This window comes from Mycobacterium sp. 852002-30065_SCH5024008, from assembly GCF_001665645.1.
GTDB lineage: Bacteria > Actinomycetota > Actinomycetes > Mycobacteriales > Mycobacteriaceae > Mycobacterium > Mycobacterium paraffinicum.
Genome location: NZ_LZSZ01000023.1, coordinates 61,449 through 77,228, shown reverse-complemented (window position 1 = coordinate 77,228; position 15,780 = coordinate 61,449). Strand labels below are relative to the sequence as shown.

The window sequence follows — 15,780 nt, the reverse complement described above, 5'->3', positions numbered from 1 at the left end:
GGCGGCCGCTAGTCCTTCTCGTAGATCCAGTCGATGTCGGAGGCGAACTTCTCGGCGACCACGTTGCGCTTGACCTTCATCGTCGGTGTCAGCTCGCCGGTGTCCTCGGTGAAGTCGACCGGCAGGATGCGGAACTTGCGGATGGACTCGGCGTGCGACACCGCCAGGTTGGCGTGCTTGACGGCGGCGTCCACCTCGGCGACCAGGTCCGGGTCGCTGGCCAGATCGGCCACCGACGCGGCGGCCGCCTTGTGGTTGCGCTCCTTCCACGCGCCGAACGCCTCGGGGTCGATGGTGATCAGCGCGCCGATGAACGGCTTGGCGTCGCCCACCACCATGGCCTGGCTGATCAGCGCATGCGCCCGCAGCTGGTCCTCGAGCACGGCCGGGGCGACGTTCTTACCACCGGCGGTGACGATGATCTCCTTCTTGCGGCCGGTGATCTTCAGGAAGCCGTCCTCGTCGAGCGCGCCGAGATCCCCGGTCTTGAACCAGCCGTCGGTGAACGCGTCGTTGGTGGCCTGCTCGTTGCGCCAGTAGCCGCTGAACACCACGCCGCCCCGGACCAGAAGCTCGCCGTCTTCGGCGATGCGCATGCTGTTGCCCGGCAACAACGTCCCGACCGTCCCGATCCTGACGTTGCCGACCTGGTTGACCGTGATGGCCGAGCTGGTCTCCGTCAGGCCGTAGCCCTCGTGGATGGTCAGGCCCACCCCCCGGTAGAAGTGGCCCAGCCGCGCACCCAGCGGCGCGCCACCCGAGACGGACGCGTGGCATCCACCGCCCAGCGCGGCACGCAGCTTGTGATAGACCAGCCGGTCGAACAACGCATGCTTGGCGCGCAGCACCAGCCGCGGCCGCCCGCTGTCCTGCGCCTGGCTCCAGTCGACCGCGGTTTGCACCGCGGCCGCGAAGATCCGGCCCTTGCCGTCGTTGACTGCGTTCTGCTCGGCGGTGTTGTAGACCTTCTCGAACACTCGGGGCACCGATACCACCACCGTCGGCTTGAACACGGCGAACATCGGCAGCAGGTTCTTGATGTCGCTGGTGAACCCGACCGTCACCTTGTTGGCGAATGCCGAGAGCGTCAGCGAGCGCGCCAGCACGTGGGCCAGCGGCAGGAAGATCAGCAGCCGCTGCCCCTCGTCCAGCAGTGTCGGCAGGCACTCCTTGGCGCCGCGGGTCTCGTACAGCAGGTTGGAATGGGTGAGCTGGCAGCCCTTGGGCCGTCCGGTGGTGCCCGAGGTGTAGATGAGCGTCGCCGGGTCGTCGGCGCGCAGCGCCTCCTGGCGGGCGGTGAGCTCGGCGGGCTCGACCGATGCGCTGGCCTCCGCGAGCTGATCGAGCGCCTTGGGTCCGGAGCCGTCGATGTGCAGCACGCGGCGCAGGGCGGGCAGGTCGGCGGTGAGTTCGGTGACCATCGCGGCGTGCGCATCGGTTTCGGCGAAGGCGACCACCGCCTCGGAGTCCTGCAGCACCCAGCGCACCTGCTCGGCCGACGACGTCTCGTAGATCGGCACGGTGACCGCGCCGACGGACAGGATCGCCAGGTCGATGATCGCCCACTCGTAGCGGGTGGCCGAGAAGATGGAGACCCGGTCGCCGGCCTGGACCCCGAGCGCGATCAGACCCAGCGCCGCGGAGCGAACCTGTTTGGCCACCTCCGCGCAGGTGACGTCGGTCCATTCGCCGTCGACCTGACGCCGGAAGATGACGAAGCCGGGGTCTGATCGCTCGTGCTCGAAGACCATGGCCGCGATGTTGTCGTGCTCGCCGACGGAGAAGCGGGCGGGGACACTGTACTCACGCACTCTTACTGACCTCGTTTTGGCTTGGGTGACGTTCCGGGGGCCGGCTTGTTGCCGTCCAGCCTAATCCGCGCGTTCGCGCAGGAACCGTGGCCGTCTGCCGCCATCGGCGATCGGTGTGTGAAGCTGGGGTGGTGAACAGCATCCAGATCGCCGACGAGACGTTCGTCGCCGCCGACGGTGCGCGGGTCGGCGCCGCGGTCGCCGACCCGTCCAGCTGGCGCCGGTGGTGGCCGGACCTGCGGCTGCAGGTGGTCGAGGAGCGCGGCGACAAGGGGATCCGCTGGGCGGTCACCGGCGCGCTGACCGGAACCATGGAGATCTGGCTGGAGCCGTCGCTGGACGGGGTGGTGCTGCATTACTTCCTGCACGCCGAACCCACCGGGGTGGCGGCCTGGCAGTTGGCCAAGCTGAATCTGGCGAAAATGACGCACCGCCGTCGGGTGGCGGGAAAGAAAATGGCCTTCGAGGTCAAGACGACACTGGAACGGTCGCGTCCGGTCGGGGTTTCTCCGGTAGTTTAGCCGGGTCAGGTTTGCGGGCAGAGTACCGTTTCGGACCGGAGGCCCGGGGGTTAAACCCGCACGGTAGTTTCCCCGCCGGCGGCGTCGACCGCTCGCGGGAGAGAGGGCAGCACCAGGTGGCGGAGAAGACGTCGCAGACCATTTACATCGACGCCGACCCGGGCACGGTGATGGGCGTCATCGCGGATATTGATTCCTACCCGCAGTGGATCTCGGAGTACCGGGAAGCCGAGGTCCAGGAGACGGACGCCGACGGCTATCCCAAAGTCGCGCGGGTGGTGCTGGACGCCGCCGTGCTCAAGGACACGATGGTCATTTCCTACCAGTGGCCCAAGGACCGGCAGTCGGTCAGTTGGACCGTGGTCTCCAGCTCGCTGCTGCGTTCGCTGGAGGGCACATATCGATTGGCGCCCAAGGGATCTGGCACCGAGGTCACCTACGAGCTCTCTGTTGACCTCGCCGTTCCCATGATCGGTCTGCTCAAGCGCAAGGCCGAGCGGCGGTTGACCGACACCGCGTTGAAGGATCTGAAGAAACGAGTCGAGGGCTGAGTGAGTCCAGCGAATCGCGGGCGCCCACCCCGGCCCGAATCAGCCTCTTCGTTGGCAAGGGCGGGGTAGGAAAGTCCACGCTGGCCTGTGCGACGGCGGTCGGTGCCGCAAGCGCGGGGCAGCGGGTGCTGGTGGTGTCGACCGATCAGGCGCACTCACTCGGCGACGTGCTCGGTGTCCCCGTCCCACCCAGCCAGGGCGAACTGGTTCGGGTCCTTGCCGATGACGAGCAGGCCGGCGGTGGCTTTCTCGACGCGCTCGCGTTGGACACCTTGGCCCTGCTCGAGGTTCGCTGGCGCGACGTGGTCGACACGCTAGATCGGCGGTTCGCCGATACTGAGCTGAGTACCATTGCCCCCGAAGAACTTTCGGCGCTGCCGGGTGTTCAGGAAGTGCTCGGGCTGCACGCCGTCGGCGAGCTGGCCGTCTCCGGGCGCTGGGATCGCGTCGTCGTCGACTGCGCCTCGACCGCCGACGCGCTGCGGATGTTGACCTTGCCCGCCACCTTCGGGCTCTACGTCGAGCGCGCCTGGCCGCGGCATCGGCGGCTGTCCGTCGGCGCCGACGACTCCCGCTCGGCGGCCATGGTGGAGCTGCTGGAGCGCATCAGCGCCAGCGTCGAGGCGCTCAGTACCCTGCTGACCGACGGCGAATTGGTCGGCGCGCACTTGGTATTGACGCCGGAGCGGGTGGTCGCTGCGGAGGCGGCCCGGACGCTGGGTTCGCTGGCATTGATGGGGGTGCGCGTCGAGGAACTGGTCGTCAACCAGGTTTTGACCGAAGACTCATCTTACGAATACCGCAACCTGCCGGAGCACCCCGCGTTTTACTGGTACGCCGAACGCATTTCCGAACAACGTGGTGTTCTCGACGAGCTCGACGCCACCATTGGTGAGGTGGCCCTGGTGTTGACTCCGCACCTGTCCGGGGAGCCGATCGGCCCCAAGGCCCTGGGCGAGTTGCTCGACTCCGCGCGCCGTCGCGGCGGGGCGCCGCCGCCGGGTCCATTGCGGCCGACGGTGGACCTGGAATCGGGAACGGGACTTGGTTCCATTTATCGAATGCGGCTAGCGTTGCCGCAACTCGATCCGTCGACGCTGACGCTGGGACGCGTTGACGACGACCTGATCATCAGCGCCGGCGGATTGCGGCGCAGGGTTAGGTTGGCGTCCGTGCTCCGGCGCTGCACGGTGCTAGACGCACAATTGCGGGGTAGCGAGCTGACGGTGCGATTTCGACCAGATCCGGAGGTGTGGCCTAAGTGAGTGGGGCTCATTCGGATATCGGTCCGGAGCTGCGCAGGCTCGCCCAGACAATCCTGGACGGGATCGACCCGGCGGTGCGGACGGCCGCCGCGCTGACGGCGGGACGGGGAGCCGGGACCGGCAAGTGCCAACAGGTGTGGTGCCCGGTCTGCGCGCTGGCCGCGCTGGCGACCGGTGAGCAGCACCCGCTGATCACCGTGATCGCCGACCACAGCATCGCCCTGCTCGAGGTGATCCGGGCCATGCTCGACGACATCAACGGCGCGGCGAAACCACCGCCCGACCGGCCGCCCGGCGACGGCGCCACCGAGGCGGAGCCTCCAGACTCCGCGACCAGGACCCGGTATCAGCCCATCCCCGTCACCGTCGAGGAGTGACCACGCTGCGTCGAAGGTGGTCCCTTCCGGATGCGGTGGGTACAGTTGGCGCAGAACACCGGCGGGCGGGCGAGAGGGAGGGCCATGTGGTACTGGCTATTCAAGTACGTACTGCTCGGCCCGTTGCTGGCCTTGCTCGGTCGGCCAAAAGTTGAAGGGCTGGAACATATTCCGAGTTCCGGCCCGGCGATCCTGGCCAGTAATCACCTGGCCGTGATGGACAGCTTCTACCTGCCGCTGGTGGTGCGCCGCCGGATCACCTTCCTGGCGAAGGCCGAATACTTCACGGGGACCGGCTTGAAGGGCTGGTTCCAGCGCTGGTTTTTCACCGCCGTGGGCCAGGTGCCGATCGACCGGACCGACGCCGACAGCGCGCAGGCCGCACTGACCACCGCCGAGCGGCTGCTCTCGACCGGCAAGCTGCTGGGGATGTACCCCGAAGGCACCCGATCGCCGGACGGCCGGCTGTACAAGGGCAAGACCGGTCTGGCGCGGCTGGCCCTGCACACCGGCGTCCCGGTGATCCCGGTGGCGATGATCGGCACCAACGTCGTCAACCCGCCGGGGACGAACATGCTGCGCTTCGGGCGGGTCACCGTTCGCTTCGGTAAGCCGATGGACTTCTCCCGATTCGAGGGGTTGGCCGGCAACCGCTTCATCGAGCGCGCCGTCATCGACGAGGTGATCTACGAGCTGATGGGGCTCTCCGGCCAGGAGTACGTCGACATCTACGCCGCCAGCGTCAAGGAAAGCCGCAACGGCGAGGGATCGACCAGCGAGGCCGCCCGGATCCCGGAAACCGCCGTCGGTTGATCCGCGGGCTCGACTAGCCGGCTGCTGTCACCGGCGTCAATTCTTGCGGCGCCGAATCCGGCGACGGCTTGCGAGTGGTCACCGTCAGCCCGGCCGCGACGATGACCGCCAGCGCCCACCACACGTAGGACATCCCGGCGAGCTGACGCCACCAGACCGCCGACACCTCGTGATGCTTGGGCAGCAGGTCGATCGGCGACCATCTCATCAACGCCACCCCCGCGGCACCGACCACGGCCAGCGTCACGTTGCGGCGCCGCCAGGCCAGGACAGCGAGCACCACGACCGTCGGCAACCCCCACACCCAGTGGTGTGACCACGAGACCGGGGAGACCATCAACCCGAACAACGCGACGCAGATGACCGCCAGCACGGGCTCGTCGGCCCGCAGCACCCTGCGCATCGCCCACACCGTCAGCGCGAGCACGAGCAGCGAGGCGACCACCCACAGCAGGAAGCGCTGTTGCTCGCCCAGCCCGAGCCGGGCCAGGGCCCCGGCGATGTTTTGATCGGTGTTCAGCGCCGCCTCGCCGATCCGATCGGTGTGCGGCAGGGTGTGCGTCCAGTACTCCCACGAATCACGCCATGCCAGAACGAAACCCACTGCCGTCGTCACCACGAAGGACGCCACGGCCGTGAGTGCCGCCCGGTTGTCGCGACGCAGCAAGAAGTAGAGCAGAAATACCGCCGGCGTGAGTTTGAGCGCTATGCCCAGTCCCAGCAGCAGCCCGCGCGGCCACGGTGTGCGGCGCGGCAGGCAGTCGGCGATCACCAGGGTCATCAACACGACGTTGATCTGGCCGAAGGCGAAGTTCGAGGTGATGGGTTCCAGCCAGAGCGTCGCCGCCAGCGTGATGACGACGGCCAGCCACCAGCGGCGCAGCCAGGCCGGGCCCGGCAGCGCCGTCGATGCGGCCCAGACGTCGAGGCGGGTCAGCACGATCACGGTGGACACCACCAGCAGCACCAACGTCAACGCCGTGATCGCGACGCTGGCGGCCGGCATGTGCAGCCAGGCGAACGGGCAGAACATGATCGCCGCCAGCGGGGGATAGGTGAACGGCAGGTTGAGCCCGATCGGTGTGTGGAACAGCACATCACCGTGGTACAGCGAATGTCCCTGCATCCACGCCTGCGCGCCCATCTGATACACGTCGATATCGATGCGATAGGGAATGTGGCCGAACAGTTGCCAGGCCACGTAGCCCAGCCCCGCCGCCGTCAGCAGCCAAAGACCGCACCACAACAGGACCTGCCCGGGGCCACGTTTGCTTGGGTGGCCCGCGTCGGGCGCCCGCCATCTACTCATGTCGCACAACAGCGTAATCGGTGCGCGGACGTGGTACGTCCCTCCGCGCGGCTTCCGGCGGTGTCGACGACCACAGGCGTACGTTTCAAGAGTGCTCCACTGGTTCGTGCTGCGGGTGACGCGCTGGTTCGCGCACGACATCCTCGAGGGCGGCCGGTTGCCCCTGCTGTGTTGCCTGGTGGCGTTCATCCTGACGTTTTTCGTCACGCGGACGTTCGTGCGGTTCATCCGCCATCGCTCCGAGACCGGCCGGCCGGCCAGCTGGTGGCACCCGCGCAATGTCCATGTCAGCGGGGTCCACATCCACCACGTGACGTTCGGCGTCGTCCTGGTGCTGCTCTCCGGCCTGACCTTGGTCACCCTGGCCATCGACGGACACGAGCCCGAGTTCACCTTGTCCGCAATATTTTTCGGCATTGGGGCGGCCCTGGTGCTCGACGAGTACGCGTTGATCCTGCACCTGTCCGACGTCTACTGGTCGGAGGACGGGCGCACTTCGGTGGACGCCGTGTTCGCCGCGGTGGGAGTAGCCGGGCTGTTGATCATGGGCCTGCATCCGCTGATGTTTTTCCTGCCGATCTGGGAAGGAACCGATTCCTGGCCGCTGCGCGCCGCGGTGGCCGGCGGACTGGTGTTGACGCTGCCGCTGGCCGTGATCGTCGTGCTCAAGGGCAAGGTATGGACCGGGCTGCTCGGCATGTTCATCGTCGTGCTGCTGGTCATCGGCGCGGTCCGGCTGTCCCGCCCGCATGCGCCATGGGCTCGCTGGCGATACACCAACCAACCCGAGAAGATGCGCCGCGCGCTGCAACGCGAACGGACGCTGCGCCGCCCGGTGGTGCGGGCCAAGCTGTATCTGCAGTGCGCAATCGCGGGCACGCCCCGCCTGCCCGACGAACGCGCGGTCGACGCCCAGCTCGACCACGACGTACATGCGGCACCGCCGCCGACGGGTCCCATCCTGATCAGCAGATAGGCTTTCACCGGTGCGGTACTTCTACGACACCGAATTCATCGAGGACGGCCGCACCATCGAGTTGATCTCCATCGGGGTGGTCGCCGAGGACGGCCGCGAGTACTACGCCGTGTCGACGGAGTTCGATCCCGAGCGCGCCGGCGGCTGGGTGCGTGCCAACGTGCTGCCCAAGCTGCCACCGCCTTCGTCGCAGCTGTGGCGCTCGCGCAGGCAGATCCGCTCGGACCTCGAGGATTTCTTTGGCGTCCAGGGCACCGACCCCATCGAACTGTGGGCGTGGATCGGCGCCTACGACCACGTCGCCCTGTGCCAGTTGTGGGGCACGATGCCCGAACTGCCACGGGCGCTGCCCCGTTTCACCCGGGACTTGCGGCAACTGTGGGAGGACCGGGGTTGCCCGCCCATGCCGCCGCGGTCGCGCGATGCCCACGACGCGCTGGTCGACGCCCGCGACCAGATGCGGCGATTCCGGCTGATCACATCGGCGGAGGCGGACGGCCGCGGGAGCGATCCGAACGACGCAGCATCGGCCTGAGGCCGCCCGGACGGCGTTCGCGCTGATCAGTCACCCTGGCGCCCCGGTTACCATGGACCGATGAACTGGACCGTCGACATCCCGATCGACCAGCTGCCGTCGTTGCCCCCGCTGCCGACCGACCTGCGGGCGCGGCTGGACGCCGCACTGGCCAAGCCGGCCGCCCAGCAACCCAGCTGGCCGGCCGAACAGGCGGCGGCGATGCGCACGGTCCTCGAGAGCGTGCCGCCGGTGACGGTGCCCTCGGAGATCCTCCGGCTGCAGGAGCAGCTGGCCCAGGTCGCCAAGGGCGAGGCGTTCCTGCTGCAGGGCGGGGACTGCGCGGAGACGTTCACCGACAACACCGAGCCCCACATCCGGGGCAACATCCGCGCCCTGCTGCAGATGGCCGTGGTGCTGACCTACGGCGCCAGCATGCCGGTGGTCAAGGTGGCCCGCATCGCCGGCCAGTACGCCAAGCCGCGCTCGGCCGACATCGACGCCCTGGGGTTGCGGTCCTACCGCGGGGACATGATCAACGGCTTCGCCCCGGATGCCGCCGCGCGCGAGCACGACCCGTCGCGGCTGGTGCGCGCGTACGCCAACGCCAGCGCGGCGATGAACCTGGTGCGGGCGCTGACGTCGTCGGGCCTGGCGTCGCTGCACCTGGTCCACGACTGGAACCGGGAGTTCGTCCGGACGTCGCCGTCCGGCGCCCGCTACGAGGCGCTGGCCACCGAAATCGACCGGGGTCTGCGGTTCATGAGCGCCTGCGGCGTGGCTGACCGCAACCTGCAGACCGCCGAAATCTACGCCAGCCATGAGGCTTTGGTGCTCGACTACGAGCGGGCCATGCTGCGGTTGTCGGAGAGCGAGGACGGGGAGCCGCAGCTGTTCGACCTGTCGGCGCACACCGTCTGGATCGGCGAGCGGACGCGCCAGCTCGACGGCGCGCACATCGCGTTCGCGGAGGTGATCGCCAACCCGATCGGCGTGAAGATCGGTCCGACGATGACCCCGGAACTGGCGGTCGAATACGTGGAACGGCTTGACCCGCACAACAAGCCGGGCCGGTTGACGTTGGTCAGCCGGATGGGCAACAACAAGGTGCGCGATCTGCTGCCGCCCATCGTCGAGAAGGTCCAGGCGACCGGTCACCAGGTGATCTGGCAGTGCGACCCCATGCACGGCAACACCCACGAGTCGTCCAACGGGTACAAGACCCGGCATTTCGACCGCGTCGTGGACGAGGTGCAGGGCTTCTTCGAGGTGCACCGCGCGCTGGGCACGCACCCGGGTGGCATCCACGTCGAGATCACCGGCGAGGACGTCACGGAATGCCTCGGTGGGGCGCAAGACATTTCGGACCTGGACTTGGCGGGGCGCTACGAGACGGCATGCGACCCGCGGCTGAACACCCAGCAGTCGCTGGAGTTGGCGTTCCTGGTCGCCGAGATGCTGCGCGACTAGCCCGCTATCAGCCCGTCCAGGTTGGTCCCGATCGTCCACGCCGCGGTGGCGACCAGCCCGGTCAGCGCCAGCACCAGCGCCACCCAGATCAGCACCATGCGCCGGCCGTGCTGCCGGGCGTACGCGAATTCGCTGATCGGAATGCCGGCGAATTCCCCTGTGACGGGCTGGTATTCGTAGTCGTCGGGCTCGTCGTCGGAGTGCGGTGGGTGCTGCGGCTCGGACCAGTCCTCGGGGCCGCGCGTCAATTGGCGGGTGGGGTGGCGGACCGGTGCGGCCGTGGGCGGCGCGGCCGTGTCCGGGCGCTGGCTCATTCGGCTGTGTTGCAGGGCCGCCGACCGGTGCTGCGCGGAGTTGCGCGGCGCCGGGACCCGAAAGTCCGGCAGCGCAAGTTCTTCGGCGATCGCGTCGAGCTCGGCGCCCATCTCGACCGCGTCGGCATACCGGTCGCCCGGGTCGCGCGCGGTCGCGCGCCGCACGAACTCGTCGAACTGCGGGGGCACACCGTCGATCGCGGCACTGGGCGGCGGCACATCGGTGTCCAGCCGTTGGTAGGCGATCGACAACGCGGAGTCGCCGGTGAACGGGGTGCGCCCGGCCAGCAGCTCGTAGGTGAGAATCCCGGCGGAGTACACGTCGCTGCGGGGACTGGCGTCGCCGTGGCGCACCTGCTCGGGCGACAGGTAGGCCGCGGTTCCCAAAATCACGCTCGTGGAGGTGATCCCAGCGGCCGCGACGGCACGGACCAGACCGAAATCGGCGATCTTCACGTCGCCGTCGTCGGAGATCAGCACGTTCTCGGGCTTGACGTCGCGATGGACCAGACCGGCCCGGTGCGCGGCGGCCAGGCCGCCCAACACCGGGCGCAGCACCGCGGCCACGGCATAGGGCGGCATCGGCCCGCGCTCGGCCAGCAGCTCGCGCAGCGTGCCGCCCTCGATGAGCTCCATCACCAAGAAGGGGTGCCGGGCGTCTAAGCCCTGGTCGTAGACCGCGACCAGGCCGGGGTCCTTCAGCCGTGCGACCGTGCGGGCCTCGCGCTGAAACCGGGTCAGGAACTGGTCGTCGCCGGCGTATCGGGAATCCATCACCTTCACCGCGACGGGGCGGTCGAGCCGCGTGTCGAGGCCGCGGTACACCGTTGACGTGCCGCCGCTGGCGATCTTGGACTGCACCAGGTAGCGGCCATCCAGCAATGCGCTGTCCAAGGGGTCTCGCGTCCCGGGTCCGGCCACGGGGCCATCGTAGGGGTGACGGTGTGATTGGGCGTCAGAACACGGGTTCAATGCGGGTGCCAAGGCCTACACTTGCGCGGGTGAGCAGTGTTCCTGCCGGTGACGATGTTCTGGATCCCGACGAGCCCACCTACGACCTGCCGCGGGTCGCCGAATTGCTCCGGATTTCGGTCAGCAAGGTCCAGCAGCAACTTCGGGAAGGTCACCTGGTCGCGGTGAAGCGCGAGGGCGGCCTGGTGGTGCCGCAGGTGTTCTTCACCAAGTCCGGTGAGGTGGTCAAGAGCCTGCCGGGACTGTTGACGATCCTGCACGACGGCGGCTACCACGACACCGAGATCGTGCGGTGGTTGTTCACCCGCGATCCGTCGCTGACGATCACCCACGACGGCAGCCGGGATGCCGTCAGCAACGCCCGCCCCGTCGACGCCCTGCACGCGCACCAGGCTCGGGAAGTCGTGCGTCGGGCACAGGCGATGGCTTGCTGAGGGCTTACTGAGCGGCAGCTTCCTCGGTTATGCCGGCCCGCTCGTCGGGGGCACGGTAGAGGCTGTACCAGGCGATCAGCGCGCAGGCGGTGGCCAGCGAGAAATGCAGCCACGAGTACATCCCGTGCGAGCCATCGGGTTTGAAGATCACCATCACCCACGTCGACAGGCCGGCGATGATCGCGACCGCCCGCCGGGACTGCGCCAGCGGGGCCACCACCGCCAGCGGCCAGGAGTAATACCACGGCAGCGCCGCGGGGACGAAGAGCACCACCACCAGCATCGAGTACGCGATGCCGGTCAGGGCGGCCCGGTCGTCACGCCGGAACCGCCACCACAGCAGGGGCAGCGACACCGCGATGATCGCGATCCCGATGAAGCGGGTGATGCGCAGCAAGGGGTAGAAGTGCACCGCGAAGAAGCCGCTGAACACGGCGTGGATGATGTTTGCGGCCGCGGTCGGCACGGTCAGCCAGTTGATGATCTTCACGGACCCGGCCAGTGCCGTCAGCCACCCCAGGCCCACGCCCGCCACCGCCGACAGGATGCCGAACACGACGGCGAAGACCAGCAGTGATACCGCGGTGGCCGCCACGAACGCCCAGGCCGGCCGGTACCCGCGGCGGTCGCGCAGATGCCGCGTCCACACCCACACCATGAACGGCAGGGCGATCCCGGCGGTGGCCTTGACCGCGATCGCCACGGTGATCAGCGAAGTGCCGAGGACGTGGCGGCCGGCGAAGCTCAGCGCGATGCCGGCGGCCATCAGTCCCACCATCAGCATCTCGTTGTGCACCCCACCCATCAGATGGATGAGCACGAGCGGGTTGAGAACACAGATCCACAAGGCCGTCGAGCCGTTGGTGCCCAGGTGGCGGGCCAATCGCGGGGTGGCCCAGATCAGCAGGGCCAGCCCCGGCAGCATGCACAGCCGCAGCAGCGCCGTTCCGGCCACCACGTTGTTGCCGACGAGCATCGTGACGAGTTTGGCCACCAGAATGAACGCCGGGCCATAGGGGGCGGTGGTGATCGTCCAGATGGGACTTACGTTGTCCAGCAGGTTGTTCGGGTTGGCGACCGGTCCGACGGCGTAGGGATCCAGTCCATCGCGCAGCAGGGCGCCCTGGGCCAGATACGAATAGGTGTCCCGGCTGAAGACGGGCACCGACAGCAGCAGCGGCGCCAGCCAGAAGCCCGTGGTGACCTTCATCATGAACTCGGTCATTTCGCCGGCTAGCACGCGTCGGCCCAGCCCCAGCCATGCGATCAGCATGAGGCCCACGCCCATCCACAACACCACCGACGACAACACCAGGCCGTGGCCAAAACGCAGCCACGACATATGGATTGACTCCAGCAGCGGGTCGTGTTGACGGGTGCTGCCCGCACCCAGGCCGCCTACGCCGATCAGGACCGAACCGAGCATTCCCAGTTTCGCCGGCCGGGACTGCGTGGTGGTGGTGAATGCGTGCAGCCGCGAAAACCACCCACCGCCAGGCGGTTCCGTTGCCGGCGTGTCGGACGGCGGGGTGTGCGTCGGCGTGGTCATCGGCTCATGCGGACCGGTCGGTGGCCATTCTGGCCAGCTCGGACAATCCGGCCTTGGCCGCCGCGTTGATGGGCGCGGCCACCAGCGCGGCCAGTGCCCGTTGCGTCAGCTCGGCGATGCGTCGCTCGGCCGCGGCCAGGGCGCCCACCGACTCGATCACCTCACGCAGCCGATCGACCTCGGCGTCCGTCAGCTGCGCCCCGATCGAGTCGCGTAACAATTTGGCCGCCAACGGATCCGACCTGTCCGCCAACTCCAATGCCTCGGCCAGCAGCACGGTGCGCTTGCCCGACCGCAAGTCGTCACCGGACGGCTTGCCGGTCACCGCCGGGTCCCCGAACACGCCCAGCACGTCGTCCCGGAGTTGGAACGCCACGCCGAGGTCCGTCCCGAATCGGCCGAAGGCGTCCTGCACGTCGGGCCGGTCGGCGGCCGCGGCCGCCCCCAGCTGCAGCGGTCGCGACACGGTGTAACAGGCCGTCTTGTACGTGTCGACGTTCATCGCCGACGCGATCGATTCGGCGGCGCTGGCCTCGGCGACGATGTCCAGGTACTGACCCCCCAGCACCTCGGTGCGGATTTCGGCCCACACCCGCTGGACGCGCCGCGCGGCCTCGGGTGACAGGCCCACGCGAAAGACGATGTCGTCGGCCCAGGACAGCGCGAGGTCCCCGAGCAGGATGGCGGCCGACATGCCGAACCGGTCCGAGGAGCCGCGCCACTGCCGATCGCGATGCAACTCCGCGAACTGGACATGGGCGGTCGGCCGGCCGCGGCGGGTGGAGGAGTCGTCGATCACATCGTCATGGACCAGCGCGCAGGCGTGCAGCAGCTCCAGCGCGGAAAACAGCAGCAGCGCTTCGGAATCGGGTTCCCCGGTCGCTACGGCGCGCCAGCCCCAGTAGGCGAAGGCTGGCCGCAGCCGCTTGCCCCCGTTGAGCACGAAGGCTTCGAGCGCGGCGACGAGGTCTTCGTAGTCGCCGCCGATGTAGGCGGTGTCGGCGCGCCGGTCGTGCAAATACTGCCGCAGTCGATCGGTGATGGCGCCGGTCAACTCGACGGTTGCCGCTGCTTCTGAAGCTTTCAGGCTCAGCGCGGCGCCCCTTTCTCCCTCGACGTGTCTGCGTGTGGCAGGCCCGACCAGTGTATTCGGCGCGGCATCGGAGATCCTTCCAACCTGGCGTGGATGGGGGACCGCGGTTGCTTCGACTGGCTCACTATTCCCCCGAAAGCGGGTGGGCACCCCACGCCTATGCTGGCTGGGGTGTCGGGGCCGCCCACTGGTGTGCGGCCGGGTGATGCCCCAAGCATTCGTCGGATGGAGAGAAGCCGCGTGACACTCAACACCATTGCGCTCGAGCTGGTGCCGCCCAACGCCGATGAAGGCCGGGAGCGGGCACTCGAAGACGCGCGAAAGGTGGTGCAGTACTCGGCCGAATCCGGTCTGGACGGCCGGCTCCGGCACGTGATGATTCCGGGCATCATCGCCGAGGACGACGACCGTCCCATCACGATGAAACCCAAGCTGGACGTGCTGGACTTCTGGTCGATCGTCAAGCCCGAGCTGCCGGGAATCCACGGCCTGTGCACCCAAGTCACCGCCTTCTCCGACGAGCCGACGCTACGCCGGCGGCTGACCGATCTGCGCGCGGCCGGGATGGAGGGCGTGGTCTTCGTCGGCGTCCCGCGCACCATGAACGACGGGGAAGGCTCCGGCGTCGCGCCCACCGACGCCTTGTCGATGTACCGCGAGCTGGTGCCCAACCGCGGCGTGATCCTGATTCCCACCCGCGAAGGGGAGCACGGCCGGTTCAACTTCAAGTGCGACCAGGGCGCGACCTACGGCATGACCCAACTGTTGTACTCCGACGCGATCGTGGGATTCCTGCGCGAATTCGCCAAGAACAACGATCACCGGCCGGAAATCCTGCTGTCGTTCGGCTTCGTCCCGAAGATGGAGAGCCGGGTCGGCCTGATCAACTGGCTGATTCAGGACCCGGGTAATCAGGTGGTCGCCGACGAGCAGGAGTTCGTCAAGCGGTTGGCCGGCAGCGAACCGCCCCAGAAGCGCCAGCTCATGGTCGACCTGTACAAGCGCGTGATCGACGGGGTGGCTGAGCTGGGCTTCCCGCTGAGCATCCACCTCGAGGCGACCTACGGGGTGTCGGGGCCCGCCTTCCAGACGTTCGCAGAGATGCTGGCGTACTGGTCACCGGCACAGCGGGTCTAGCTCGGCGGCTGGTCGCGCGGCGCGGTCAACCGCGGCGAACGGTCGCGGTTCATCCAGGCCAGCAGCGCGACCACGCCGGCCGCCGCGAAGGATGCGATGCCCAGCCACACGCCCGCCCCGGTCAGGGACCGCGTGTTCGGGTCGGTGTAACGGGCCTGGGCGGTCATGGTGCTCACCACGCCCGGTTTGAGCTTCCAGGAGACCACCGTGGATTCGACGCGGTCGCCGTTGGTGGAGGTCACCACGCCCGGAAAGGCGACGGTCAGTTCGACATCGGCTTCGGGATCGGTCAGGGAGGTCAGGTCCGCTCGGCCCTCGAGGATCACCAGGTTGCCGTTCCGGCGCAGGGTGAGGTTCACGCCCTGCGCGTCGGAGTTCATGTTGGCCAGCTGCGGCAACTCGGCGAAGGTCAGGTCGGAGAACACCGCTTGCGACCCCACGTAACCGTCGCTGTCGTAGTTCGACACCGCCACCTTCTGGCTGAACGGCAGGTTGTTGCTGTCGAGCTGGGGGCCGGTGTCCTTGGGCGTCTTGGGTTTCGCGGCGGCGACGATCTCGCCGGACACCAGGTCATCGGGTGAGATGGTGAGCGACGCCCTGACCCGCAGGCACCCGGTGGCCAGCGGCACCAGCATGAGCAGCATCCCGATGGCCACGAAGCGGCGCCGCCGAGC

At 68.2% G+C, this 15,780-nt stretch carries 16 protein-coding genes; 10 read left to right on the top strand and 6 right to left on the bottom strand.

Annotated features, from left to right (window positions below; genetic code table 11):
* Positions 1-8: 8 nt before the first annotated feature.
* Positions 9-1,811, bottom strand: a complete 1,803-nt coding sequence (locus A5781_RS02890) for a long-chain fatty acid--CoA ligase (RefSeq protein WP_067200873.1) — start codon at positions 1,809-1,811, stop codon at positions 9-11.
* A 131-nt stretch (positions 1,812-1,942) separates the two neighbouring features.
* Here A5781_RS02890 and A5781_RS02885 point away from each other — a divergent pair, with 131 nt between their 5' ends.
* The 5 genes from A5781_RS02885 to A5781_RS02865 all read left to right on the top strand — a co-directional run bounded on the left by A5781_RS02885 (position 1,943) and on the right by A5781_RS02865 (position 5,338).
* Complete coding sequence (locus A5781_RS02885) at positions 1,943-2,332, top strand: polyketide cyclase / dehydrase and lipid transport (RefSeq protein WP_067201051.1); 390 nt, start codon at positions 1,943-1,945, stop codon at positions 2,330-2,332.
* 116 nt (positions 2,333-2,448) lie between these two features.
* Complete coding sequence (locus tag A5781_RS02880) at positions 2,449-2,883, top strand: SRPBCC family protein (protein WP_067200870.1); 435 nt, start codon at positions 2,449-2,451, stop codon at positions 2,881-2,883.
* Complete coding sequence (locus tag A5781_RS02875) at positions 2,880-4,148, top strand: ArsA family ATPase (RefSeq protein WP_197503674.1); 1,269 nt, start codon at positions 2,880-2,882, stop codon at positions 4,146-4,148. The genes A5781_RS02880 and A5781_RS02875 overlap by 4 nt, the downstream gene beginning before the upstream one ends.
* Positions 4,145-4,525: a hypothetical protein gene (locus tag A5781_RS02870; RefSeq protein ID WP_067200863.1), complete on the top strand. Its 381-nt coding sequence runs from the start codon at positions 4,145-4,147 to the stop codon at positions 4,523-4,525. The genes A5781_RS02875 and A5781_RS02870 overlap by 4 nt, the downstream gene beginning before the upstream one ends.
* A gap of 84 nt (positions 4,526-4,609) precedes the next feature.
* The gene (locus A5781_RS02865) at positions 4,610-5,338 is read left to right on the top strand and encodes a 1-acyl-sn-glycerol-3-phosphate acyltransferase (RefSeq protein WP_067200860.1); all 729 of its coding nucleotides are present in this window, start codon (positions 4,610-4,612) and stop codon (positions 5,336-5,338) included.
* Positions 5,339-5,351: 13 nt separating this feature from the next.
* On the opposite strand, the gene A5781_RS02860 is transcribed toward A5781_RS02865, so the two are convergent.
* Positions 5,352-6,647: a glycosyltransferase 87 family protein gene (locus tag A5781_RS02860; RefSeq protein WP_067200856.1), complete on the bottom strand. Its 1,296-nt coding sequence runs from the start codon at positions 6,645-6,647 to the stop codon at positions 5,352-5,354.
* A 109-nt stretch (positions 6,648-6,756) separates the two neighbouring features.
* Between A5781_RS02860 and A5781_RS02855 the strand changes: the two genes are divergently transcribed.
* Genes A5781_RS02855 through A5781_RS02845 form a run of 3 tightly spaced genes read left to right on the top strand, consistent with a single transcriptional unit; the run spans position 6,757 to position 9,607 of the window.
* Positions 6,757-7,623 carry a hypothetical protein gene (locus A5781_RS02855; RefSeq protein ID WP_197503673.1) on the top strand — a complete coding sequence of 289 codons (867 nt, stop codon included), beginning with the start codon at positions 6,757-6,759 and terminating at the stop codon, positions 7,621-7,623.
* Between the two features lie 10 nt (positions 7,624-7,633).
* Entirely contained in the window at positions 7,634-8,158 is a 525-nt protein-coding gene (locus tag A5781_RS02850; protein ID WP_067200850.1) for a polyadenylate-specific 3'-exoribonuclease AS, read from the top strand.
* A gap of 60 nt (positions 8,159-8,218) precedes the next feature.
* The gene (locus A5781_RS02845; RefSeq protein ID WP_067200847.1) at positions 8,219-9,607 is read left to right on the top strand and encodes a class II 3-deoxy-7-phosphoheptulonate synthase; all 1,389 of its coding nucleotides are present in this window, start codon (positions 8,219-8,221) and stop codon (positions 9,605-9,607) included.
* On the opposite strand, the gene A5781_RS02840 is transcribed toward A5781_RS02845, so the two are convergent.
* Complete coding sequence (locus tag A5781_RS02840; protein ID WP_197503669.1) at positions 9,604-10,842, bottom strand: protein kinase; 1,239 nt, start codon at positions 10,840-10,842, stop codon at positions 9,604-9,606. The two genes, A5781_RS02845 and A5781_RS02840, sit on opposite strands and share 4 nt — an antisense overlap.
* A gap of 80 nt (positions 10,843-10,922) precedes the next feature.
* Here A5781_RS02840 and A5781_RS02835 point away from each other — a divergent pair, with 80 nt between their 5' ends.
* Positions 10,923-11,327 carry an Rv2175c family DNA-binding protein gene (locus A5781_RS02835; RefSeq protein ID WP_067200840.1) on the top strand — a complete coding sequence of 135 codons (405 nt, stop codon included), beginning with the start codon at positions 10,923-10,925 and terminating at the stop codon, positions 11,325-11,327.
* A 4-nt stretch (positions 11,328-11,331) separates the two neighbouring features.
* On the opposite strand, the gene A5781_RS02830 is transcribed toward A5781_RS02835, so the two are convergent.
* Both A5781_RS02830 and idsA2 read right to left on the bottom strand, forming a co-directional pair.
* Positions 11,332-12,876 (bottom strand): alpha-(1->6)-mannopyranosyltransferase A, encoded by a 1,545-nt coding sequence (locus tag A5781_RS02830; protein ID WP_067200837.1) that lies wholly within the window; start codon positions 12,874-12,876, stop codon positions 11,332-11,334.
* 4 nt (positions 12,877-12,880) lie between these two features.
* Positions 12,881-13,930 carry a bifunctional (2E,6E)-farnesyl/geranyl diphosphate synthase gene (gene idsA2 / locus A5781_RS02825; RefSeq protein ID WP_067200834.1) on the bottom strand — a complete coding sequence of 350 codons (1,050 nt, stop codon included), beginning with the start codon at positions 13,928-13,930 and terminating at the stop codon, positions 12,881-12,883.
* A gap of 279 nt (positions 13,931-14,209) precedes the next feature.
* On the opposite strand from idsA2, the gene A5781_RS02820 reads away from it, so the two are divergent.
* On the top strand, positions 14,210-15,106 hold the full coding sequence (locus A5781_RS02820) for a mycobacterial-type methylenetetrahydrofolate reductase (protein ID WP_067200831.1): 897 nt from the start codon (positions 14,210-14,212) through the stop codon (positions 15,104-15,106).
* Here A5781_RS02820 and A5781_RS02815 read toward each other — a convergent pair.
* Complete coding sequence (locus A5781_RS02815) at positions 15,103-15,750, bottom strand: DUF3153 domain-containing protein (RefSeq protein WP_067201046.1); 648 nt, start codon at positions 15,748-15,750, stop codon at positions 15,103-15,105. The two genes, A5781_RS02820 and A5781_RS02815, sit on opposite strands and share 4 nt — an antisense overlap.
* Between the last annotated feature and the right edge of the window lie 30 nt (positions 15,751-15,780).

Coding starts and splice junctions, on each gene's coding strand:
- A5781_RS02865 (WP_067200860.1), top strand. CDS start 4,610: ATGTGGTACTGGCTATTCAAGTACGTACTGCTCGGCCCGTTGCTGGCC.
- A5781_RS02860 (WP_067200856.1), bottom strand. CDS start 6,647: ATGAGTAGATGGCGGGCGCCCGACGCGGGCCACCCAAGCAAACGTGGC.
- A5781_RS02845 (WP_067200847.1), top strand. CDS start 8,219: ATGAACTGGACCGTCGACATCCCGATCGACCAGCTGCCGTCGTTGCCC.
- A5781_RS02830 (WP_067200837.1), bottom strand. CDS start 12,876: ATGACCACGCCGACGCACACCCCGCCGTCCGACACGCCGGCAACGGAA.
- A5781_RS02815 (WP_067201046.1), bottom strand. CDS start 15,750: ATGCTGCTCATGCTGGTGCCGCTGGCCACCGGGTGCCTGCGGGTCAGG.